This window comes from Halogranum amylolyticum (genome assembly GCF_900110465.1).
Lineage (GTDB): Archaea > Halobacteriota > Halobacteria > Halobacteriales > Haloferacaceae > Halogranum > Halogranum amylolyticum.
In genome coordinates this window covers 1-20,956 of record NZ_FODV01000028.1, presented here as the reverse complement: position 1 = coordinate 20,956, position 20,956 = coordinate 1, and the positions used below count along the sequence as shown (strand labels likewise).

General features: G+C 66.0%; 23 protein-coding genes and 1 tRNA gene. 12 read left to right on the top strand and 12 right to left on the bottom strand.

Features of this window, described 5'->3' with window-relative positions:
- The first annotated feature begins 118 nt into the window (after nucleotides 1-118).
- Both BSG17_RS23395 and BSG17_RS23390 read left to right on the top strand, forming a co-directional pair.
- On the top strand, nucleotides 119-535 hold the full coding sequence (locus tag BSG17_RS23395; RefSeq protein WP_089827798.1) for a hypothetical protein: 417 nt from the start codon (nucleotides 119-121) through the stop codon (nucleotides 533-535).
- 96 nt (nucleotides 536-631) lie between these two features.
- Nucleotides 632-2,056, top strand: a complete 1,425-nt coding sequence (locus BSG17_RS23390; protein ID WP_089827797.1) for a dihydroorotase — start codon at nucleotides 632-634, stop codon at nucleotides 2,054-2,056.
- On the opposite strand, the gene BSG17_RS23385 is transcribed toward BSG17_RS23390, so the two are convergent.
- A complete protein-coding gene (locus BSG17_RS23385) occupies nucleotides 2,020-2,388 on the bottom strand; it encodes a hypothetical protein (RefSeq protein ID WP_089827796.1) in 369 nt (122 codons plus the stop codon). The genes BSG17_RS23390 and BSG17_RS23385 overlap by 37 nt on opposite strands.
- Nucleotides 2,389-2,470: 82 nt before the next feature.
- Here BSG17_RS23385 and BSG17_RS23380 point away from each other — a divergent pair, with 82 nt between their 5' ends.
- On the top strand, nucleotides 2,471-3,100 hold the full coding sequence (locus BSG17_RS23380) for a nucleotidyltransferase family protein (protein ID WP_089827795.1): 630 nt from the start codon (nucleotides 2,471-2,473) through the stop codon (nucleotides 3,098-3,100).
- 54 nt (nucleotides 3,101-3,154) lie between these two features.
- Here the strand turns inward: BSG17_RS23380 and BSG17_RS23375 are convergent, their stop codons facing one another.
- The gene (locus tag BSG17_RS23375) at nucleotides 3,155-3,505 is read right to left on the bottom strand and encodes a hypothetical protein (RefSeq protein ID WP_089827794.1); all 351 of its coding nucleotides are present in this window, start codon (nucleotides 3,503-3,505) and stop codon (nucleotides 3,155-3,157) included.
- A gap of 53 nt (nucleotides 3,506-3,558) precedes the next feature.
- On the opposite strand from BSG17_RS23375, the gene BSG17_RS23370 reads away from it, so the two are divergent.
- Nucleotides 3,559-3,786: a DUF7385 family protein gene (locus BSG17_RS23370; protein WP_089827793.1), complete on the top strand. Its 228-nt coding sequence runs from the start codon at nucleotides 3,559-3,561 to the stop codon at nucleotides 3,784-3,786.
- On the opposite strand, the gene BSG17_RS23365 is transcribed toward BSG17_RS23370, so the two are convergent.
- From BSG17_RS23365 to BSG17_RS23355, 3 genes are all read right to left on the bottom strand, one after another.
- Complete coding sequence (locus BSG17_RS23365; protein ID WP_089827792.1) at nucleotides 3,770-4,285, bottom strand: GNAT family N-acetyltransferase; 516 nt, start codon at nucleotides 4,283-4,285, stop codon at nucleotides 3,770-3,772. The genes BSG17_RS23370 and BSG17_RS23365 overlap by 17 nt on opposite strands.
- Nucleotides 4,286-4,636: 351 nt before the next feature.
- Nucleotides 4,637-4,711: transfer RNA gene (locus BSG17_RS23360), tRNA-Glu, on the bottom strand.
- A 142-nt stretch (nucleotides 4,712-4,853) separates the two neighbouring features.
- Nucleotides 4,854-6,005, bottom strand: coding sequence for a helix-turn-helix transcriptional regulator (locus tag BSG17_RS23355; RefSeq protein ID WP_089827791.1), 1,152 nt, complete (start codon nucleotides 6,003-6,005; stop codon nucleotides 4,854-4,856).
- A 123-nt stretch (nucleotides 6,006-6,128) separates the two neighbouring features.
- Between BSG17_RS23355 and BSG17_RS23350 the strand changes: the two genes are divergently transcribed.
- On the top strand, nucleotides 6,129-6,614 hold the full coding sequence (locus BSG17_RS23350; RefSeq protein ID WP_089827790.1) for a hypothetical protein: 486 nt from the start codon (nucleotides 6,129-6,131) through the stop codon (nucleotides 6,612-6,614).
- Between the two features lie 29 nt (nucleotides 6,615-6,643).
- On the opposite strand, the gene BSG17_RS23345 is transcribed toward BSG17_RS23350, so the two are convergent.
- On the bottom strand, nucleotides 6,644-7,801 hold the full coding sequence (locus tag BSG17_RS23345) for a metal-dependent hydrolase family protein (protein WP_089827789.1): 1,158 nt from the start codon (nucleotides 7,799-7,801) through the stop codon (nucleotides 6,644-6,646).
- Nucleotides 7,802-7,886: 85 nt separating this feature from the next.
- Here BSG17_RS23345 and BSG17_RS23340 point away from each other — a divergent pair, with 85 nt between their 5' ends.
- Nucleotides 7,887-8,624 carry an SDR family oxidoreductase gene (locus BSG17_RS23340; protein WP_089827788.1) on the top strand — a complete coding sequence of 246 codons (738 nt, stop codon included), beginning with the start codon at nucleotides 7,887-7,889 and terminating at the stop codon, nucleotides 8,622-8,624.
- Between the two features lie 24 nt (nucleotides 8,625-8,648).
- On the opposite strand, the gene BSG17_RS23335 is transcribed toward BSG17_RS23340, so the two are convergent.
- The 3 genes from BSG17_RS23335 to psmA form a co-directional block, all read right to left on the bottom strand.
- Complete coding sequence (locus tag BSG17_RS23335) at nucleotides 8,649-9,941, bottom strand: hypothetical protein (RefSeq protein WP_089827787.1); 1,293 nt, start codon at nucleotides 9,939-9,941, stop codon at nucleotides 8,649-8,651.
- Between the two features lie 87 nt (nucleotides 9,942-10,028).
- Nucleotides 10,029-10,886, bottom strand: a complete 858-nt coding sequence (locus BSG17_RS23330) for an MOSC domain-containing protein (protein WP_089827786.1) — start codon at nucleotides 10,884-10,886, stop codon at nucleotides 10,029-10,031.
- A complete protein-coding gene (psmA, locus tag BSG17_RS23325) occupies nucleotides 10,843-11,571 on the bottom strand; it encodes an archaeal proteasome endopeptidase complex subunit alpha (RefSeq protein ID WP_089827785.1) in 729 nt (242 codons plus the stop codon). Before psmA ends, BSG17_RS23330 begins: the two co-directional genes overlap by 44 nt.
- A 617-nt stretch (nucleotides 11,572-12,188) precedes the next feature.
- On the opposite strand from psmA, the gene BSG17_RS23320 reads away from it, so the two are divergent.
- From BSG17_RS23320 to BSG17_RS23305, 4 genes are all read left to right on the top strand, one after another.
- Complete coding sequence (locus BSG17_RS23320; RefSeq protein ID WP_089827784.1) at nucleotides 12,189-13,820, top strand: glycosyltransferase family protein; 1,632 nt, start codon at nucleotides 12,189-12,191, stop codon at nucleotides 13,818-13,820.
- Between the two features lie 106 nt (nucleotides 13,821-13,926).
- Nucleotides 13,927-15,234, top strand: a complete 1,308-nt coding sequence (locus BSG17_RS23315; protein ID WP_089827783.1) for a hypothetical protein — start codon at nucleotides 13,927-13,929, stop codon at nucleotides 15,232-15,234.
- 90 nt (nucleotides 15,235-15,324) lie between these two features.
- Nucleotides 15,325-17,199, top strand: a complete 1,875-nt coding sequence (locus BSG17_RS23310) for an ABC transporter substrate-binding protein (protein ID WP_089827782.1) — start codon at nucleotides 15,325-15,327, stop codon at nucleotides 17,197-17,199.
- The gene (locus BSG17_RS23305) at nucleotides 17,192-18,004 is read left to right on the top strand and encodes a phosphatase PAP2 family protein (RefSeq protein WP_244531691.1); all 813 of its coding nucleotides are present in this window, start codon (nucleotides 17,192-17,194) and stop codon (nucleotides 18,002-18,004) included. The genes BSG17_RS23310 and BSG17_RS23305 overlap by 8 nt, the downstream gene beginning before the upstream one ends.
- A 39-nt stretch (nucleotides 18,005-18,043) precedes the next feature.
- Here the strand turns inward: BSG17_RS23305 and thyX are convergent, their stop codons facing one another.
- The gene (gene thyX, locus BSG17_RS23300) at nucleotides 18,044-18,787 is read right to left on the bottom strand and encodes an FAD-dependent thymidylate synthase (RefSeq protein WP_089827781.1); all 744 of its coding nucleotides are present in this window, start codon (nucleotides 18,785-18,787) and stop codon (nucleotides 18,044-18,046) included.
- A 105-nt stretch (nucleotides 18,788-18,892) separates the two neighbouring features.
- Between thyX and BSG17_RS23295 the strand changes: the two genes are divergently transcribed.
- Entirely contained in the window at nucleotides 18,893-19,471 is a 579-nt protein-coding gene (locus tag BSG17_RS23295) for an MBL fold metallo-hydrolase (RefSeq protein WP_089827815.1), read from the top strand.
- A gap of 26 nt (nucleotides 19,472-19,497) precedes the next feature.
- On the opposite strand, the gene BSG17_RS23290 is transcribed toward BSG17_RS23295, so the two are convergent.
- A complete protein-coding gene (locus BSG17_RS23290) occupies nucleotides 19,498-19,770 on the bottom strand; it encodes a DUF5827 family protein (RefSeq protein WP_089827780.1) in 273 nt (90 codons plus the stop codon).
- A 127-nt stretch (nucleotides 19,771-19,897) separates the two neighbouring features.
- On the opposite strand from BSG17_RS23290, the gene BSG17_RS23285 reads away from it, so the two are divergent.
- Nucleotides 19,898-20,329, top strand: a complete 432-nt coding sequence (locus BSG17_RS23285; protein WP_089827779.1) for a DUF7522 family protein — start codon at nucleotides 19,898-19,900, stop codon at nucleotides 20,327-20,329.
- A 54-nt stretch (nucleotides 20,330-20,383) separates the two neighbouring features.
- Here the strand turns inward: BSG17_RS23285 and sod are convergent.
- The coding region (sod, locus tag BSG17_RS23280; protein ID WP_139246782.1) for a superoxide dismutase at nucleotides 20,384-20,956 on the bottom strand (573 nt) is incomplete at its 5' end.

Here is a 20,956-nt window from a genome sequence, read left to right as displayed (position 1 = left end):
GTGGGGTCGATTCACTCCACGACTGCCGCGTCCTGCGCGCCGAGACGCGCAGGAGCGGACGTCGCTCCGTCAGATTTACCGAAACAGTGACGACCCTCCCTCTCGGATGTGAGAGACGATGACAGGGACGTCGCCCGACGACGACCGCTTCGAGTTCACGACCGACCTCCGCCGTGGAGGGTGGGTCGGCGTCACCTCGTCGGCGCTCGTCGTCGCCACCGACGAGCAGTACCGGGTCGCAGCCGACGACATCGAGGAGGTGACGTTCGAGGACGTCGACTGGTTCGTCGCCATCCTCGGCCTCGTCATCGTCGGCTACGGTCTCTACTCGCTGCAGTTCGACGCGCTGTTCGGTCTGGCGTTCGCCGTCGTCGGCGTCGCCAGCCTCGCTCTCACGTACCGTAAGCGCAACCGCGTCCGCATCCGCGTCGTCGGTCGAGCGAAACCGCTCGTCGTCTATCCCCACTCCGTGGACCCGCTCAAACGGGCACTCGAACCGCTTCTGGCGCAGCAGGGCGGGTCGACCGACCGCTGACCCGTATCCCGACCGTCGACGACGCCGGCAACTGTCTCTCGGCTGACCCCCCGAAGGCATAGCTATAAGTTCCGGTGCCAAGATTCGACATACGATATGTCAGCAACCACCGCGGACCTCCGCGTAGTCAACGCTAAAGTAGTCACGCCGTCGGGCACTATCCACGGCGGCGTCGCCGCTCGTGACGGGAAGATCGTCGCCGTCGGGTCGAACCTCCCGGACGCCAACGAGGAGATCGACGCCGAAGGCAACTACCTCGTCCCCGGCTTCATCGACCCCCACGTTCACTGGGGGTTGTCCCGCTACGAGTTCGAGGACTACCACGAGGGACTCGCCCACGACTTCGAGACGGAGACGCGCGGAGCGGTCCACGGCGGCGTCACCACCGTCGTCAACTTCCTGCTGCAGCGCGACCCGTACCTCCCCGACATGGAGTTCTTCCGCGAGGTCGGCGCGGCGAACTCCTACATCGACTTCGCGTACCACGCCATCGTCCACCAGGACCACCACGTCGAGGAGATCGAGGGACTCGCCGAGGAGGGGATCCGCTCGTACAAGGTGTTCTTCAACTGGTACAAGCACGCCTCACCGGAGTTGGGAATCGACCACTCCGACGCGGGCCGGACGTACAAGGTGCTGAAGCAGGTGGCCGAGATCCCCAACGGCGTCGTCATGTTCCACGCCGAGAACGAGGATCTCGCCATCGAGCGCCGGAAGGAACTCCAAGCGGAGGACCGCAACGACCTGCTCGCCTGGTGCGAGAGCGCACCGAACATCTGCGAGGCGATGCAGGTCGAACAGATCGCCCAGTTGACGGAGTTCACCGACTCGCGCGCCTACATCGTCCACATGAGCACGGGCGAGGGTGTCGACATCTGCGAACGCTACCAGGACAAAGGTGTCAACATCCACGCCGAGACGCTGCCGGCGTTCCTCAGCCACACGAAACACGACGAAGAGCTCGGCGTCTGGGGGAAGATCTCACCGCCGCTGCGCGGCGAGGCGAGCAAGAAACGGCTCTGGGAGGGGCTTCGGACGGGCGTCGTCGACTACCTCGGGACGGACCACTGCCCGCACAAGATCGAGTTCAAGGAGAAGGAGAAAGGTAAACACGGTGACGTCTGGGAGGCCATCCCCGGCGACAACAACGGGATCGAGTACTTCCTCCCCGTGATGGTGAGCGAGGGGGTCAACAAGAACCGCATCAGCATGGAGCGACTCGTCGAGGTCTGTGCAGAGAACAACGCTAAGCGCTGGGGGCTCTACCCACGGAAAGGGGCGCTCGTCGAGGGCTCCGACGCCGACATGGTCGTCGTCGACCTCCAGAAGAGCGCGGTCGTCGACGACGACTTCTATCACACGATGGAACCACGGTACTCGACGTACCACGGAAAGGAGCTGACGGGCCTCCCGACGCACACCATCGTCGGTGGCGAGGTCGTCGTCGAAGAGGGAGAGCTGCAGGTCGAGAAGGGTGGCCGCGACTACCTGCCGCGGTTCGACGAGGGCGTCCCCCTATAACCGAACTCGAACTCGCCGTCGGCTCGCGCTCGTTCGTCCCCGTCTCCCTCTCGCCGCCGTCCTCCCGTCGTCTCGTCACTCAAATCGAACTGCCCGAACTGTGTGGACATCCCCGTAGAGATGTCGCCGACCGCCGCCGCGACCGAGGAGACGTGGCCGACGGCGGTCGTCTGCTGATTCACGCCGGCGCCGACCTCCTGTATCTGTCCACTGACGGTCGTGCCTCGCGCCGCGAAGTCGCCCACGACCGCGAGAACGACCTCCGCGTTCCTCGCCTGGCTCTCCGTCGCGTCGGCGACGTGTATAAAATTCAGCGTTGGATTATCACGCACGAATGACCAGAGTCCCGATCGACGGTTCACGCCCGACACGTGAACTTAAGTAATTACACGAGTAACGGTAACACGAACGTCGATGGTCGACGCGGACGACACGAACGAGGCAAATGCAAACGGACGTCAGGGGAGAGTGGCGGCCGTCGTCCTCGCCGCGGGAGTCGGTTCTCGGTTCGACGGCGGCAACAAACTGCTCGTCGGCGTCGACGACGACCCACTGGTGCGTCGTGCCACGGAGACGGTGTGTGCGGCCGCCGTCGATCCGGTCGTCGTCGTCCTCGGCCACGACGCCGAACGCGTGCGCGAGGCGCTGACGGGACTCCCGGTCGAGACGGTGACGAACCCGCGGTACGACGCCGGTCAGTCCACGTCGGTCGCCGTGGGCGTCGATGCACTCCCCGTGGACGTCGAGTACGCCGTCTTCGCGCTCGGTGATATGCCCGACGTGACCGTCGAGACGGTCGACCGACTCGTCGCCGCCGCCCGCGAGACGGACGCGGACGCCGTCGTTCCGACGTACGAGGAACAGCGCGGCAACCCCGTGGTGTTCCACCGCCGGCGCTTCGACGCGCTCGCCGCCGTCGACGGCGACCGAGGCGGCCGCGCACTGTTCGACGACAGCACCGTCACCCGCCTCGCCGTCGACGACTCGGGTGTCCACCGTGACGTCGACACGAGAGACGACCTCGACGACCGGGACCGACCGTAGCCGGTATTGTTTAATTACTTCTGTACACTCTACGATGCAGACACGCCTACCGACTCACCGTTGTCCGTCGGACAACGGCACCTCGCGCACTCGGTGTTCCACGTCCCGAACCCGCTCGCGTTTCTCGCGTTCGTCGGCGGCGGTCGCCTCCGTCGCGAACAGTCGGACGCGACGCCACTCGCCGTCGACGTCGTCGGCGTTCTCCTCTCGTTTCTCGAGGGCGTACAGCGTCTCGGGGTGGAAGTAGAGGGTGAAGCCGAAGTACTTCTCCTTCGTCAGTCGCGTCTGGTAGCAGACTTGCGCGTACGTCTCGGTCGGGAGCGACACCTCACCGGTGAGGTCTTCGTCCGTCGAGGCGGTTCGTCTGTACGGCGCGCCGCAGTTCGGACAGCCCTGTTCGCTCATGGTGTCTGTACACACGTCACAATGTTTAATAATCGCCACTGGGTCGATGACGCATGGACAACTTCGACGAACTCGTCTCGTCGCTGACGCCCAGAGAGGAGAACCCCGCGATCAAGTCCTACCAGAACACGGTCGCGATGGCGTGTCCCGCCTGCGAGGAACCGTTCGACGACATGGTCGTCTGTAAGGAGGAGGCGACGAGTCTCAACCTGAGTAAGTCGTTAGACCTCTGTGTGTCCGTCCACGACGACCGCCCCGTCATCTTCACGCACCAGAAGTGACGCTCTCTCCGTCCGGAATCTCGAGGCGGTAGCTGTACTCGCCGTACGACTCGCCGCCGATGGTCGTCTCTCCTTCGTCGACGCGCTCGAAGCCGAGACTCTCGTAGAACCCCTGGCCGACCTCGTTGTCCGCGAGCACCATCGCCGTCAGTCGGTCCGCATCGCGCGACGCCATCTCGCTTCCGACGCGGTCGACGAGGTCGCTGCCGATCCCCGTCTCTCGGTGGTCGGGGTGGACGTAGACGCGGAACACCACTCCCTCCTCGCGGTTCCACAGCGCGTGGACGAACCCGACCACCTCGTCGCCCCGCTCGGCGACGAAGACGCACGTGGCCGGTCGATCGAGTTCCGCTCGCAACTGCGTCGGCTCGTACCACTCGTCGACGCCCGACTCGGCCGTCTCCCGGCTCAGTATCGTCGGATAGTCGGCCGTCCACGACGCTCGTGCGACGGCTCGGATGGCTTCGACGTCGTCTGCGCTCGCTCGTCTGATGGTCATGTGGATAGATACCACGCCACGACCGTAGCTCTTTGTGCCGTCGACGGCGCTCTCGTCGGCCCGACGACGAACACGCTCGCTGTCGCTCGCGGTTCAAGAAAACGGAAGGATGCTCCGTCAGGGATTCGAACTAAGGTCACTCCACTCGCTTCGCTCGTTCCGCTCTCTAGTTCTAATCCTCTATTGCTTCGTAGTGCGCCGCGTCAGCGGCGCACAGGTCATCAAAGGAAGGAATTTGAACCACAGTCACCCCACTCGCTGCCGCTCACTTCGTTCTCTGCTTCGAACCTTCGTCACATCGAGTCAAACGAGTCCGATCACTGTCGCTCGCGGTTCAAGAAAACGGAAGGATGCTCCGTCAGGGATTCGAACCCTGGTCATCACCGTGAGAGGGTGATATGATTGGCCGGACTACACCAACAGAGCACGTCTTTCTACACCCAAACGTATCGCGGGTAAGGTAAAAACAGTTGCGCTTTATGGCCGCTGTGTGTGTCGGTATCGTTTGACCTTTTCGTACCCATGTACTGTCTTCGTGTCGGAAGTCAGAGTACGAAACGGTCAAGTACTACTCGTCGTCGAACGGCGACCCGGCGGCCTCCGGTTCGTGACCTTTGAGACTGATGACGTTCTCGCGACCGACCCGGAGTTTCGAGATGAGCCCCTCCTCCTCCATATCCGAGAGCAGCATGCTCACCTTCGACTTCGACCATCCGGTCTCCTCGACGATGTTGACCTGTTTCATCCGTCCGCCGCTCCGGTCGAGCATCCGGATCACCCGGTCCTCGTCGGTCAACAGCTCCTCGTCGGAGACGGAGGGTCGCGACTGCGAGGTGGCGTCCGTCGTCGGTCCTCCCTCTCCGTCGTCGGTGACGCCCGGACTCTCGTCCGTCGACTGATGGCGCAGATACCACGCGACGGCGGCGACACCGACGAGGAGAACTCCGCCTGCTAGCCAGGGAAGCCACCCCGACGACTGCGGCGTCGTGACGGCGGTTCCGCCAGTGTCGCCTCCGCCGTCCGTCTGCCCACCGGCACCGCCGGCGTCGCTGCCGGCAGGGGCGAACACGACTCGCGGCCGTTCGTCGGTGAACTCGCGTTCTCCCTGCCACGTCACCGAGTCGCTGTCCGGAAGCGAGGAGCTGTTCGACTGGGTGCCCGCCGGCTCTACCGAGTCGAATCGGAGGTTCGGACCGGGCGTGACGACCAGCGACTGCTGTTGGCCCAGATACAGCCCGCCTTCGAAGACGTCACCGACAATGACCCGCTCTCCCTCCTGGAAGCCGAATCCGGTCCACGTGAACGACATCTCGACGACGCCGATCTCGTTGCCGAGACTCGACGTCACCTCCGCGCGCCGCGAGAACGACGTCGATTCCATCTCGCGACCCGTGAAGTTCGCCCCGTCGGCCACCAGCGCCGTCGAGTCGCGTCTGAACCCGTCGTACAGCTGTGTCTCCGTGCTGTTGAACTCCTCGGCGAACGCCTCGAAGTTCTCCCGCTCGGTCTCGTTCGAGAGCGTCCGTTCGTAGTGGAACGTCCACCGTGCACTCCGGTTCTCGTAGACCGTCAGCCGGACCTCGTTTCGGTCGAACGACTCCTGGACGCTGTCGATCGTCTCCACGGCGGGGGCTGGCTCGTGGCCCTCACTGGTCGCTGCCACGGGCGTGACGGCGAGACAAACGACGAGCAACACGATGACGACGCCCGGAAACTCCATCGACGTCTCCAACACGGAGCGAGCCAAAAGAGTTTTTGACACTCGGTCGCCGGCGACGAGCCTCTCGAAACGCGGCCGAACCCGTCACGTGCGTTTTTGTTCTCCACCGACGTACGTTACACGATGACACACTCCACCGGCGTCGAACTGACGCTCCTCTTTCAGGCGTCGCTCTTCGGCGTCGTCGCGACGGCGATACTCGTCGTCGGGACGCGTCTCGCGCCGCCCGAGTGGACCGACGGTCCCGAGGCGGCCACGCGCTGGGCTGCCGAACTCCGTCCCGTCGTCTGCGAGGTCCGGCGCACGCTCGCCGCCGACGGAGCCGCCCGCTACGACCGTCTCCAGCGTCGACTGCTGCCGCTGTCCACCCGCCTCGACCGTCACGCGGCGACCGCCCCACCCGCCGTCGACGACGAACTCGTCGTCTGCGTCACCGAACTCGGCTACGGCTGTCGGGCGGTCGGGATGGAGCTCACCCGCGCACAGCGAGTCGACTGGGAGGCTCCCGACGGTGAGGTCGTCGTCGTCCGGAGCGTCGCCGAGGAGGTGTTGACCGCGCTCGACGAGTACGAGATCGACGACGGCGACGACACCGACTGCGGAGCGTGATCCCGCACGCGACGTTCGGTGCGCGCCACTCAGCGCACGACGTCGCCGTCGGCGACGACGGTCGTCAGGTGGCGCCACGCGCGGACGTCTTCGAGCGGGTTCTCGGTGAGCACGACGAGATCGGCACGGGCACCTTCGGCGACCGTCCCGACGTCGTCGAGGCCGAGGAGATCGGCGGCGGCGACGGTCGCCGCTTCGAGCGCGTGTTCGGGTGTGAGTCCACGGTCGACGAGGAGGTCTAACTCCTGCGGGATGTCGGTGAAGAAGTTGAACGGCGTCCCCGCGTCGGTCCCCATCGCGATGGGGACGCCGGCGTCGAGTGCGTGCTCGAACGCCCGTTCGTGCGCGTCGACGGCCGCCTCGGCCTTGGCGACGGCCTCCGCGGGGATACCGGCCTCGACACCGTTGTCGACGATACCCGTGAGTGCGGCCGTCGTCGGCACCCAGTACGTCCCGTGGTCCGCCATCGACTCGGCCGTCTCGCGGTCCATGAACGTCCCGTGTTCGACGCTTGTGATACCGGCGCGGACGGCGTTCTCGATCCCCTCCTTCCCGTGGGCGTGTGCCGCCGTCGGGACGTCTTTCGACGCCGCGGCGTCGACGAGCGCCTCGAGCTCCGCCGGCGTCAGTTCGGGGAGGCCGGTGTTCGCCCCCTCGGTGAGCACCCCGCCGGTCGCCATACACTTGACGACGTCCGCGCCGCGTTTCAACTGCTCGCGGGCCGCCCGCCGTACCGCCGTCGCACCGTCGGCCTCGCGGCCGAACCAGTGGCCGTGACCGCCCGTCATCACGACGTTCTGCCCCGCGGCGAGCACTCGCGGTCCCTCGACGACGCCCCTCTCGACCGCCCGTGCCGCGTCGAGGGCGAGCGAGTCGCGCGCCCCGAGGTCGCGGACCGTCGTCACGCCGGCGTCGAGGGCGGCCTCGAGATTCGCCGCCACCCGGTAGGCGGCGGTCGCCTCGCTCTCGCCCTCGATGGTGCTCATGTCGGGGCGACCGTCCATCATCAGGTGGACGTGGGCGTCGATCAGCCCCGGCGCGACGAACTTCCCCGACACGTCGGTCTCGGTGTCGTCCTCGTCGACGTCGACGTCGCCGACGGCGACGATGCGCCCGTCTTCGATGCCGACGTCGGCCTCCCGGACGCCGTCTACGTCGACGACGCGCCCGCCTCGGAGTACGTGCATGAGAGGTGTGTTCACAGCACTCGACCTAAAGACAGGGGTCTCGGCAGGGGAAACGGTCACGTGGGTCGCGGCCGACTGTCACCCCATGGCAGGCGAACTCGACGGGAAGGTCGCACTGGTCACGGGAGCGAGTTCGGGCATCGGGGAGGCGACGATCCACGCGCTCGGCGGCGAGGGCGCGGACGTCGTGCTCGTCGCTCGTCGCGAGGAACGACTGGCGGAACTCGCAGACGACGTCGAACGCGCCCACGACATCGAGACGCTCGTCGTGCCGACCGACGTCCGCGACGAACTGGCCGTCGACGCCGCCGTCGAGCGGACGCTCGGCGCGTTCGGTCGCCTCGACGTCGTCGTCAACAACGCCGGACTCGCCCGCGGGTCGAACGTCGCGGACATGACCACCGAGGAGTACCGGACGATGACCGACACCAACGTCGACGGCGTCTTCTTCGTCACCCGCGCGGTGCTCCCGCACCTCGTTGAGACCGAGGGGAACCTCGTCTTCGTCGGCAGTTTCGCCGGTCAGTATCCGCGACCGTTCAACCCGGTGTACGCCGCAACCAAGTGGTGGGTCCGCGGGTTCGCCCACAGCGTCGAGGCCGACGTCGGTACCGAAGGCGTCGGCATCTCCGTCGTCAACCCCTCCGAAGTGCGTACCGAGTTCGGCAGTACCTACGGCGAGTCCTTCGAAGAACGGTTCGACCCCGGCGAGGTGACGGAGCCCGACGAGATCGCCGACGCTATCCGTTTCTGTGCGACGCAGGACCGCTCGACAGTGAGCGAACTCGACCTCTACCGTCGCGACAAGTTCTCCGAGTGGTAACGGCCGGATCGCTCGGCGACGCGCTCACCGTCGTCGTTCGAGTACCGTTCCCGTCTCGCCCACGGCGAGCAACGAGTCGGCCGCCAGACAGACTCCGGCGAGCGACTCCGTCGCGACCGACGCCCGTCGCTCCCAGTTCCCCTCGTCTCGTTCGAGGAGACAGCCACCGTCGCCGACGACGACGCCGACGTCGTCGGCTATCGCGACTCCCCGAAGAGAGTCGTCGACCGTCGCCGCAGGCGTCCACACCGACCCGTCGTACCGGTAGAGCGTCCCGTCGTCGCCGGTGACGACGAGCTCCTCCGACGCGTCGACGCCGATCCCGAGGTCCGTCAGCGCCCCGGCGTCGTCGATACCGACTCCCTCCCACTCGTCGTCCGTCCCCGTGGACTGGAACACTCCTCCGTTGGTGTCGGCGGCGTACGCCCGGCGCTGGCCCCCGTCGCTCCCGTTCGCGTCGACCGTGTCGACGACCTCGACCGCGGAGAGACTCGATCCGCTCCCGGGTTTCACCGGCGACCGCCACCGGGTCTCCTCGCCGTCGTACTGTCCCCGGAGTAGCTGTCCGGAACCGTTGACGAGCAACAGCGTCTCTCGGCCGTCGCTGCCGGCGACGGCGACGTCGCTCCACGTGCTGGTGTTGTCGTTCGGTGCGGAGTGGTCCGTGTGCCGTCCGGTCTCGACGTCGAGGCGGCCGAGTGCACCGCCGTCGCCAGTGAACCAGACCGCTCGCCCGTCACCCGTCGCGTCGACGCCGCGGAGCGTGTTCCCTGCCGCGCCGGGACCGTCTTCGAGAACTGTCTCCCACTCGCCGTGCGCTCTCTCGATGACGACGCCCTCCTCGCCGACCGCGTACGCGGTCGTCTCTCCGGACCCGGAGACGTCGACGACGTCGAGCAGGTTAGCGTCCACCGAAGCGTCGGCGTGGTCCCACGTCGCCGGCGGCCGACCGCCGGACTCGGCCTCGACGTCTCTCTCGGATTCGTCACCGGAGGTAGGTTCGGCGTCTCTCTCGGACTCGGAGCCAGTGGGAGCGCCGTGGTCTGCCTCGGCCTCGTGGTCGTCGGAGGCTGCCGTTGCTGGCTCGGTGTTCGACGTGCGTTCGTCACGCTCCGGTTCGCTCTCCGGTCTCTCGGGCAGGTCGTCTCCGGCCTGCCGATACCGGTACGTCAACGGGACGACGTACGCGAGAAACGCCAACACTGCGAACCCTTCGTGGAACTGCATGAGTAACCCGAACGCAGTGAGCGCAGCGGCACTCGCCGCGTGGACGCCAGTTTGCGCATACTCGCGGTAGAAGCGGAAGAACTCGCCCATCACTCGTCGATACCGGCGGCGCACTAATCAGCCTTGTCGCCGACCGCACGCTCGTCTCTCTGCCGACGAGTCGTCGACTACCACTTGCTACTCGTTCGGCACTGTCTCCAGTACCCGAACTTCGTCGCCGACCGAGAGCGTCTTCCCCCACTCCGACTCGGGGACGACGGTGTTGACCATCACCCGGAAGTGGTGGTCGAACCAGTCGCCGCCGCTCCAGTCGGGCATCGTCTCGCGGCGCTTCTCGACGAACGTCTCGCGGAACCCCGGGTGCGCCTCGCCGGTCTCGGGGTCACGACTCGGGACGACACAGCGCTGACAGGGGTTGACGCCCTTCAAGCGGACGTCGCCGACCTCGAAGGCGACTCGCCGGTCTCGGTCGGAAAAGAGCCGGTCCTCCCAGAACGCGGGGACGCCGTCGACTTCGAGGTTCGCCCGGAGGCGTCGACGCATCGACTCGACGTCGACGCCCTCGTACCACGAGGCGAGTTCGCGGATCGTCGCCGTGCTGACGACCGTCGGCCCCGACGCCTGCGTGTCGTCCGGGAAGCCGCCCGCTCGGTCGCGGCGCAGCGAGACGGGGTCGTCGAAGTAGCGCGAGAGCCAGTCGGTGAGCGCCTCGGAGTCGGCGTCGATCGGGGCAGTCACCGACTCCGTCTCGGGCGCTCGCAACGTGACCGTCCCGCGTTCGCGGTCGACGGACGAGCGAACGCGGTGGATCGCGGCGGTCCGCTTTCCGTTGACGTACTCGCCGTCGGCGTCGACGAGAGCGAACTCGCGGTCGCCGGCGAGACCGCCGTTCTCGACGACGTCGACGGACGCGAGGCTCTGGGGGTCGAGCGACTTCACCGGAAACGTGGTGATCCGCCGAAGCGTCGCGGTCGCGCCCTCCCTGGACACGTTACTCGTCTTCGGTCGCGTCCGTCTGCGTGTCGAGGTGCGCATCGATCTCGTCGACGGTGTAGTCGTGATAGCCGTCCTCGGAGACGACGGCGACGCTGAGACCGGTGGCGTCGACGTCCTCGAGTTCGCTCAACAGGGCGTTGACGGCGAGATCGACGCCGGCGTCGAGGTCGAGATCTCCGCGGTACTCCTCTTCGAGGTGGCCCTGGATCGTCTCGCGTCCGCCGCCGATGGCGACCGCCTTCCACTCGTGGGGCGTGCCGGAGGGGTCGGTCCCGAACAGACGCGGGCCGGTGCTGTCGATGCCGCCGACGAGGAGCGCCGCCCCGTACGGACGCGTGCCGCCGCGCTGGGTGTTCTCCTGGATGAGATCGGTTACCTCCTTGGTCAGCGTCTCGATCCCGATGGGTTCGTCGTAGCGCAGTCGGTTCGTCTGCGCCTCGCGGCGGGCGAAGTCGACGAGCTTGCGGGCGTCGGCGACGTGACCGGCGCTCGCAGCGCCGACGTGGTCGTCGATCTTGTGGAGCTTCTCGATGCTCTCTTGGACCATCAGCGACGACCCGGCACGGCTCTGGGCGGCGAGGACGACGCCGTTCTCGGTCCGGACGCCGACGCTCGGCGCCCCGCGCTTGACCGCCTCACGCGCGTACTCGACCTGATAGATGCGACCGTCGGGGGAGTACAGCGACGTACCCCGGTCGTACGCCTGCTGGTCGTTCCGGTTCATCGCTCGTCCTCCCGTGTCGTCGGTGACGCAACGCTGTCAGTCATCACACCCGGATACGCCCCCATCGCGGAAAAATCCTCGTAAAGACGACCCGTCGAGTCCCTCTTACGGTTGCGTCACGCCTCGTCGGTCAGTGTGCGATCTCACGGTCCGGCGTTACGCCTCGTCGAACCCCTCCCACCGACCCCTGTCGACGTGGCCCAGTCGCCGTCGACGTACCCTCGCCGTCTGATCGTCGTGTGCGACCGTTACGGATACTGTGTCGTCCGTTTCCGCACTGCACGGTTTCGGCGGGGAACCACTCGGCGTTCCGTTCGGTTTCGGGACGTTTCGGACCGTAACAGTTCGTTCAGCCCCTGCATAACGGACGTCTCACCCCGTCTCTCGACGAAACATCCCGTTTATCGTGAACGGTCCGGTCTCGTCGACTGTTCGGGTCGTTCGCGGCGCTTAACAGGCTTATAATAATCCCCCCGGTGAACGTGAGTACGAGTAATGGATACCCGTCGGTTCGTACGGTCGGGGTCACGTTCGTCGCTACCCTCCCGACGACTGGCTCTCGTATCCGAGTACACGGCGGCATCTGATGCGACAGAGACGAATCAGAACTGACAACGATGGCAAACAGTAGCTCACCTTCCGACGGCGGTGCACAGACGAACATCGGTGGGTCGTCCCAGTACGGCGAATCGACGGTACGACGAACGGCGGACGCGGTGCCGGAGTGGGTCTGGCCCGCGCTCGTCCCCTGTGTCAGCGTCGCGATCGTGCTGACGTACCTGGTCACACATCCGTACCCGGCGTACGGGGCGGGGCTGTATCTGCAGATCGCCGAGGAGATCATCGCTCACGGCTACGGACTCCCCGAGTCGATCCCCCTCTACACCGCGGACGGCGTCCCCTTCGCCTACCCGCCGCTGATGTTCGGCGTCGCGGCGGTGCTGCTCGATCTGGGACTCGACCCGATCACGATCAGTCTCGCGGTTCCGGCGGTGGTGACGGCGGTCCACCCCGTCGTCTACTACTTCGTCGCCCGCGAACTACTCCCGTCGCGACGGCAGGCGGGACTGGCGGCGATGCTGCTTGCCGTGACGCCCGACGTGCTTCAATGGCATCTCTCCGCCGGCGGCCTCGTCCGAGCGCCAGCGTTCCTGTTCGTCCTCCTCGGCGTCTATACGGGGCTCCGCGTCCACAAGCGGGGTGAACTGAAACTGGTCGCCGTCGGCACCGTCCTGTTCGGGCTCACGATACTGACGCATCCCGTCTACACGGTGTTCTTCGGGATGAGTTGGCTGCTGGTCTACCTGTTCTTCGACCGGACGATCGTCGGGCTCGTCGCCGGCGCGTTCGTCGCGGGCGGCGGCATCCTCGTCGCCTCGCCGTGGTGGTTCCAGGTCGTCCAGATCCACGGGCCGGACATCTTCTTCGCCGCCGCCGGCACCCACAGCGGCCTCGCGGGAGGGCTCGGGCGGTTCCTCGACATCTTCGTCTACAAGGACATCGACATGCTGCTGCCGTTCTTCCTGTTGTCGTTCGCGGGAGCGGTGTGGTTCCTCAAGAGTCGTCGGTACTTCCTGCCGACGTGGCTCCTCGCGAGCGGGTACGTCATCGGGAAAGACCGGTATCTGTTCGTCGCCGGCTCGATGATGGCCGCGGCCCTGCTCGTCGAGGTCGTCGTCCCCTGGTTCCGTCGACACGCTTCCCTCCCGGAGAGTCGACGGGCGGGGACCGCGGTCGCACTGGCGGTCGTCGTCCTCGCGGCGACCGTCGGCGGCCTGTTCGCCGCCGGGGCGCTCAACTCCGCGTACGAGCAGAGCTCGACCCAACCGGCGTTCATGGATGGCGCGGACCACGAGGCGATGCAGTGGGTCGCCGCCAACACGGAATCCGGGGCACAGTTCGTCGTCCTCGGCGACGCGGCGGAGTGGTTCCCGCTCTTCACCGACCGGGGCATCCTGGTCGGTCCGTGGGGGGTCGAGTGGACCTCGCCGGAGCAGTACGACCGGCAGTTGGACCTGTACACCGGTCTCTCCGCCTGCGAGGACGCGAACTGCGTCACAGAGACGCTCGACGAGAATGACGTCTCCCCCGACTACCTCTACGTCCCGAAGGGTGAGTACACCGTCCGCGGCGAGGAGTTCACCGCCGACGGGAGGCTCCGCCGGTCGCTCATCGACGCACAGGGGTACGAACCCGTCTACGAAAACGAGGGAGCGGCCGTCTTCCGGGTCACCGGCGCGGCCGAGTGAGCGGATCGTCGAAGCAGCCTCTAGCTCTCTCCGACAAAAATCGACGATACCGCCTACGAGACGACCGCTACACTCATTTCGATCGAACGAGTAACGCACCGCACAGATGCACGGGTCGCGTCCCCGCTCCCGCCGCCGACTGGCGACGGCCATCACCGTCGTCGTCCTCCTCGCTCTCCTCGTCGTCAGCCCCGGTCTCGTCGCACCGCACGCCGCAGAGGAGGTGCCCCGTAAGGGGCCGGACGACGTGAAGCTCGTCACCGTCTCCGAAGAGAGCGACGCGAGACTCTGGCCGTTCACGAGTCGACAGCGGTCGTTCGAGTCGCTCACGCTCCCGATCAACGCCGTCGTCCGTGCGGAGAACTCGCGCGTCGTCTCCCAACTGCGTCGTTCCGGCAGCGATTGGGAGTTGGCGGACGACGAGTGGCAGGGCGTCGGTGACGAGGCCGAACCCGTCGTCGTCGAAGGGACGGACGTCACGTGGGACGAGACGACGGGGGCGACGCGCTACACCTACGTCGCAGCACCCGGTTCCGCGGGCGGGTGGACCGCCGAGACGGCACAGCTCCACGACGGGACGTACTTCGGCTCTCGGTACCACCTCCGACTCTACGAGGGCGGCACCGGAGGCGACCGGTGGACGGCGATCCAGGCGCACCACGAACACTGGGACTGGTTCCGACTCCGACACACCGTCGGATCGCTCTCGGTGGCCCAACAGCAGTTCGAAACGGAATATTTCGGCGCCGCCTACACGGCCGACGTCGGCCGTGAACGGTTCGCCAACGGCGGCATCTCCGACGCCGACGGGTGGGTGTCGACCGTCGACCTGCGACCGCTCTCGGTCACGGAGTTACGACCGCTCTCGGCCGCCAGCGTGCTCTCGGTCGGTCTCCTCCTGTTCGGTTCCGTCGTGGGGCGAGCCAGCGCCACGTGGCGGTCGATGGTCGATCACGTGACGACGGTGCTCTCTGACGAGACGGGCCAGCGCAGCGCGCTCCTGTTCGCCGCTCTGCTGTCGTTACCGCTCTTCGTCCGGAGCGCCGCCGTGTTCGCCGAGACGGCCGTCGGCGTCCTCCCGGTGAAGCTCGTCGCCGGGACGCTGTATCTCGTCCTCGCCGTCGGCGTCCCCGCGGTCGCGCTGGCGCTCCCGCGTGAGGGCGAACCGTTCGACTGGGCGGGGATCGCGATCCTCGGACTCGGGGTCGGCTTCGTCCTCGACTACCAGTCGATCGGTATCGACGTGTTGCCGATCGCAGTCGTCCTGCATCGGTTGACGGTACTCGCCGCCGTAGGCTTCCTCGCGGCAGGTGCGTCCCGCCCGACAGCGGAGACGACGTGGAACAGTTCGGCGAAGATCGGCCTCGTGACGTGGCTCTGTCTCCTCGCGTGGCCACTGTTCGTGGGGCTATAGTCTCTATGAACAACTCTTTAGACGCCAGGTAATAATGTGGAAGAGAAGCGTCGGTACGACATACGAACCTGCAACGGTACTCATCTCCAAATGACACGTGAAGACGACAACGACACTCCTCGCCTGACTCGCCGTGCAGTGCTCGCCACGCTCGGCGTCGGTGCGACGAGCGGCTGTCTCCGGTCGATCCAGTCGACGGCCGGACGCGACACCCCCGACCAGATCTCGCTGTCGGTCAAGACGGTCCCGGCCGACGACGACCCTCGTGCGACCCGCATCGCGCGGTTCCTCGTGACGAACCTCCAGCAGGTGGGGATCGACGCCAAGGTCGTCCCCATGAGCCGCGAGGAACTGCTCCGCGACGTCCTCCTCAACCACTCGTTCGACATCTACGTCGCCCAGCATCCGGGCTACCGTGACCCCGACTTCCTCCGGCCGCTCACACACTCGATGTTTGGCGTCGAACTCGGGTGGCAGAACCCGTTCGGCTACGCCAACCTCGAACTGGACGACCGGCTCGAACGGCAGACGAGACAGACTGGCGCCGCCCGGACCAAGAAGCTGAAGAGAATCCAGCGAACGCTGGTCCGAAATCAGCCGTTCTCCGTCGTCGGTTTCCCCGAGTCGATCCGAGCGACTCGCGACGATCGATACGCGGGACGCGACGACCTACCGGTCAACTCGCTCCCGTGGTATCTCTCGCTCTCCGAACAGGAGGGCGTCGGGACGACGGACGCCACGTCGGACGAGACCGCCACTCCGCAGACGACGTCGGCGGCGAACGAGACGCGGACGACCGACACCGAGACGGCGTCGGAACCGACGACGTTCCGGACGACGCTCACGGACGCTCGCCCGACGGAGAACCTGAACCCGCTGGCCATCGAGTTCCGGGGTCCGGAGCGGATCACGTCGCTCATGTACGACTCACCGGGACGATACGTCGACGGCGACATCGTCCCGTGGCTGGCGGAGTCGTTCGAGATGACGACCGAGGGGAGCGACAGGCTCGTCAGTCGTCTCCGACTCCGCGAGGACCTCCGGTGGCACGACGACACGCCGCTGACGGCCGACGACGTGGCCTTCACCTTCGAGTTCCTGCAGGACACGTCGATGGGCAACCTCTCGACGGCCGTTCCCTCCCCGCGGTTCCGCGGGTTGACGTCGCTCGTCGAGTCCGTCGAAGCGACCTCCGAGCGGGACGTCCGCATCGAGTTCGGCTCGGTCGCCGAGCCGGTCGCCAGACGCGTCTTCACCGTCCCCGTGCTCCCCGAACACGTCTGGGAGCAGCAGACGGGGCGGGCGATGGCCTCGAGTCTGAACACCGACAGCGCCGTCACCAAGGCGCTCGTCTGGAACAACCCGAACCCCGTCGGGAGCGGCCCGTTCCGGTTCGTCTCCTCGAGCGTCAAACAGTCGGTCGTGCTGGAACCGTACGAGGACCACTTCCTCGCTCGCGACGACGTCGCCAGTCCGGCCGGGGGGTTCCATCTCCCCACTTTCGACCGACTGGAGTTCGCGCTCGTTCCGTCGAGCGGCGCCGCGGTCGAACTCCTGCAGCGCGGGGAGGCGGACGCGACGGCGTCGACGCTCCTCCCCGAGGACGTCTCCGCCATCGGACGGAACGACAAACTCTCGCTGCACGTCTCGCAGTCCTCCGGGTTCTACCACGTCGGCTACAACGTCCGGCAGGCACCGCTCAGCAACCCGCGGTTCCGGAGAGCGGTCGCCCGTCTCATCGACAAACCCTTCCTCGTCGACGACGTGTTCCGCGGATACGCGTCGCCTGCGTCGTCGCCGCTCGGCAACGACGGCGTCGTCCCCGCAGGGTTGCGCTGGAAGGGGCAGGACCCGGAACTCCCGTTCCACGGCTCCGAAGGCGAACTCGAGGTCGAGGCGGCCCGCAGCGAGTTCGAGCAAATCGGTTATCGGTACACGAAGAACGGGAGACTGCTGAGTGGTTGAGCTGGATTCGCTGTCGACGCTCGCGGTGTTGTTGGTGCAGGTCCTCCTCAGCGTCTCGGTCCTGCTGGGGCTGACGAGCGCCGTCGTCATCGGACCGACCCGGCTCCGGACGCTCTGGCGAGAGAAGCGGTCTCGCCTCCGCGAGGCGCTGCCATATCTCGCGCTCCTCGTCAGCGTGCTCGTCGTCAACAAGTTCATCAGAGACGTCGTCCCCGAGGTCTCGTGGCTCATCGGGTTGAACGTCACCTCGTACATCTACTCGCTCGAGGGGGCGACCGTCGCCGACATCCAGTCAGTGACGATGCCGGGGCTCACGGCGTACTTCTCCTTCGTCTACGTCGTCGGCTACGTCTTCCTCCTGATCTTCCCGTTTCTGGCGTATCTCGCGCTCCAAGATCTGAGACCGCTGAAACGGACCGCGCTGGCCTACGCGCTCAACTACTCGATCGGTCTGCTACTGTACGCGCTGTTCATCTCGTACGGGCCGCGGAACCTTATCCCGGACCTCGTCGATCCGCTGCTCTACTCGACGTATCCGCAGACACAGATCCTGACGAGCAAGGTCAACACGAACACGAACGTCTTCCCCTCGCTGCACACCTCGCTGTCCGTCACGGCGGCGGCCCTCGCGTGGCAGACGCGAGAGGAGTACCCCATCTGGCTCGCCGTCGCGACGCTCTTTGCGGTGAGTATCACACTCGCGACGATGTACCTCGGCATCCATTGGGCGACCGACGTCGTCGTCGGCGTCGCGCTCGGTCTCGCCTGCGTCGAACTCGCCACCTGGTACGTCGACCGAGAGTAAACTCCTTGGTTTCCGCCTCGAGTCTCCGTGAGACCCGACTCAGGGAGCCAGTCGGTTCTTCCGGTTCCGCATCTCCTCGTCGTAGTAGTCGAACGTCACCGGACACCACTCCGCGGCGAGGTCGAGCAGCTGTTCCGTCATCTCGCGGATCTCCCACTGGGCGTCGGCGGCCGCCCGCATGTCGGCGACGTGCATCAGCATCCGGACGTTCATCGACATGACGATGTTCACCTTCGAGCCGATGGGGAGGACGAACCGGGCGTCCTCCGGCGGCATCCCGAGGCCGAGCAGTTCCTGATAGTCCTCGACGGAGCGTTTCACCGACTGCCGGAACACCTCCTCGCGCTTCTCGACGGTCTCCTCGTCGACGGCGCCGCCCTTCTGGTTGCGGCCGACCCAGTCGGGGTCAGTCGCGGAGGGCGGCGTGACGACCATCTCCCCCTCGGCGACGCGTTCGGGGTCGACGTCGTTGAAGGAGACGTAGCGCATCGACTGGACGTCGAAACTGACGTGTCGGTGACGCGTGAGCTGCGCCATACAGGCGCGAGAGACGCCCTTCACCGCGAACGTGACGCTCGGATGCTCGAACGGACCGAAGTGACCGTGTGTCATCAGATGATCGATGAGCGTCCGCTTCTTCTCTTCGAGCGTGTCGCCCTCGACCGATGCCATCGTCTCCTCGAACGACAGGTCGGGGTTGAAATCGCTCATGTAGTCGTTGCGGGCGCCCCGGCAGATGAGTTCCTCCGGGTTCGGCGTAGCTTCGAGTAGACGGACATCCATACGAAGGCAAGCCGCCCATGGCCGCAAAACTCTGTCTGCTTGCGACGGCGACCTCGCCCGACCACTCGGACAAGAGCGAAATAGGCCCACCGTGTATCGATGGGTATGATCCACAACATCGCACGGGGCGTTCAGGCGTTCACGAGCAACGCCTTCCTCGTCGCCGGCGAACGGACCGTCCTCGTCGACACCGGAGCCAACTTCGACGCCGTCTCCCACCTTCGGAAAGACGTCGACGTCCTCGACGCGGTCGTGCTCACCCACACGCATCCGGACCACGTCGGCAACGTCGATACCGTCCGCGCGGCGTTCGACGTCGACGTCTGGGGGTTCGACCCCGACCACCCGCTCGTCGACCACTCGATCGCAGACGAGGAGGAGTTGGCGATGGGTTCTCGCACCTTCCGCGCGCTCCACACCCCCGGTCACAAGGACGACCATCTCTGTTTCCTCTCGACCGACGGGGAAGTGCTGTTCGCGGGCGATCTCGTCTTCGAGAACGGCGGGTTCGGTCGCACCGATCTGGAGGAGGGTGACCGCGATCTCCTCGTTCAGAGTATCGAACGCGTGCTCGCGGCGGCCGACGAGACGCTCCAAGAGTTACACACCGGTCACGGTCCGAGCGTCGTCGACAACCCCTACCGAGATATGGAACTCGCGGCGCAGGCGGCGCGACTCTACTGAGCGCCCGTCTTCGGTTCCGGACGGACTCAGTCGTCGGACTTCAGCCCGTAGTAGCCCGGTTCCTCGTCGCTCGGCGGTTCGGCGACGACGAGGTCGTCGGCGTTCCGCATGATCCACGGGATCGCCCAGTCGAGGAGGATCTCTTCGGTACTCACGTCGAGTTCGGCGTCGGCGTCGAGCCCCTGCAGTAACCGTGCGATCTCGTACACGCTGTACATCAGCTCCTCCTCGAGCAGCTCCTCGGCGGTGTAGAAGTCACACGGGTATAGCTCCTCGAAGTCGTCTTTCGGCCTCGGCATACGCCCCGCTACGGCAGACCTCGGGAAAGGCCTACTGTTCGTGTGTCGTCCCGCGCCGCAATCTATCTATATAAATAATTTAGGTTCGCACAACAACCGTTATCACTTGTGGCTCTGAGGGTGTTGTATGTGCGACGCGACGGAGGCTCTCGTCGCGACTTTCCGGTCGTTCGGCGAAGGGGCACTGCGCGATGTCTGGGTGTTCGACCAGTGGACACACCAGAAACTCTACAGTCGAGACGACGTCGAGGACCGCCTCGACAACTGTGACGTCGCCGGGTTCATCGACAACGAACGCTACGGCTACATCACGCGTGACACCTACGAGTCGCTCTATTACGCCGACTACAAGTACACGGTACGAGGGTTCTCCTCGTTCGAACTGTTCCGGACGTTCTTCGCCGATGACGACGGCCGCGTCGGCGTCATCGCGAGCTTCGACCACCGGGAGAGCGGTTACGACTTCGCGACGCTTTCCGGGGAGTTACAGACGGCCTTCGAGGACCACTCGGTCGCGGAGTTCGTCCCAGACGACGCTCCCGACGGCGACGCTCGGTAGCGCAGTTCTCAAAAAATCGCTGGATTTCGGTCGCCGAGGCGACCGGTTCTCGACTTACTCGAAGAGTTCGAGAGCCTGCTGGTAGCGGCTGGAGGGTTCCTCCCAGTCGACGACGTTGAAGAACGCGTCGACGAACTCGCCGCGGTCCGGGCCGTAGTCGTAGTAGTACGAGTGTTCCCAGACGTCGAGGGCGAGCACCGGATGGCTGCCCCACAGCGCGCCCTGGTCGTGCTTGTCGACGACGACGTTGCGCAGTTGGTTCGAGAAGCTGTCGTAGACCAACAGCGCCCAGCCGCTGGCGTTGCCCGCGGCGGCCTCGAACTCGCCCTTCCAGGCGTCGTAGGAGCCGAAGTCCTCCTCGATGCGGTCTGCGAGGTCACCCGAAGGCTCGTCGCCACCCTCCGGCGACATGTTCTGCCAGAACAGGTCGTGGAGGATGTGGCCACAGCCGTTGTGGGTGACGTTACGGATCGCACCAGGCGAGGAGCCGAACTCGCCGCTCTCGCGGTTCTGTTCGAGCGTCTCCTCGGCGCTGTTCCAGCCGTTGACGTAGCCCTGATGGTGGGTGTCGTGATGCCACGTCAGCACCTGCTCGGAGATGTGCGGTTCCAGCGCGTCGTACTCGTA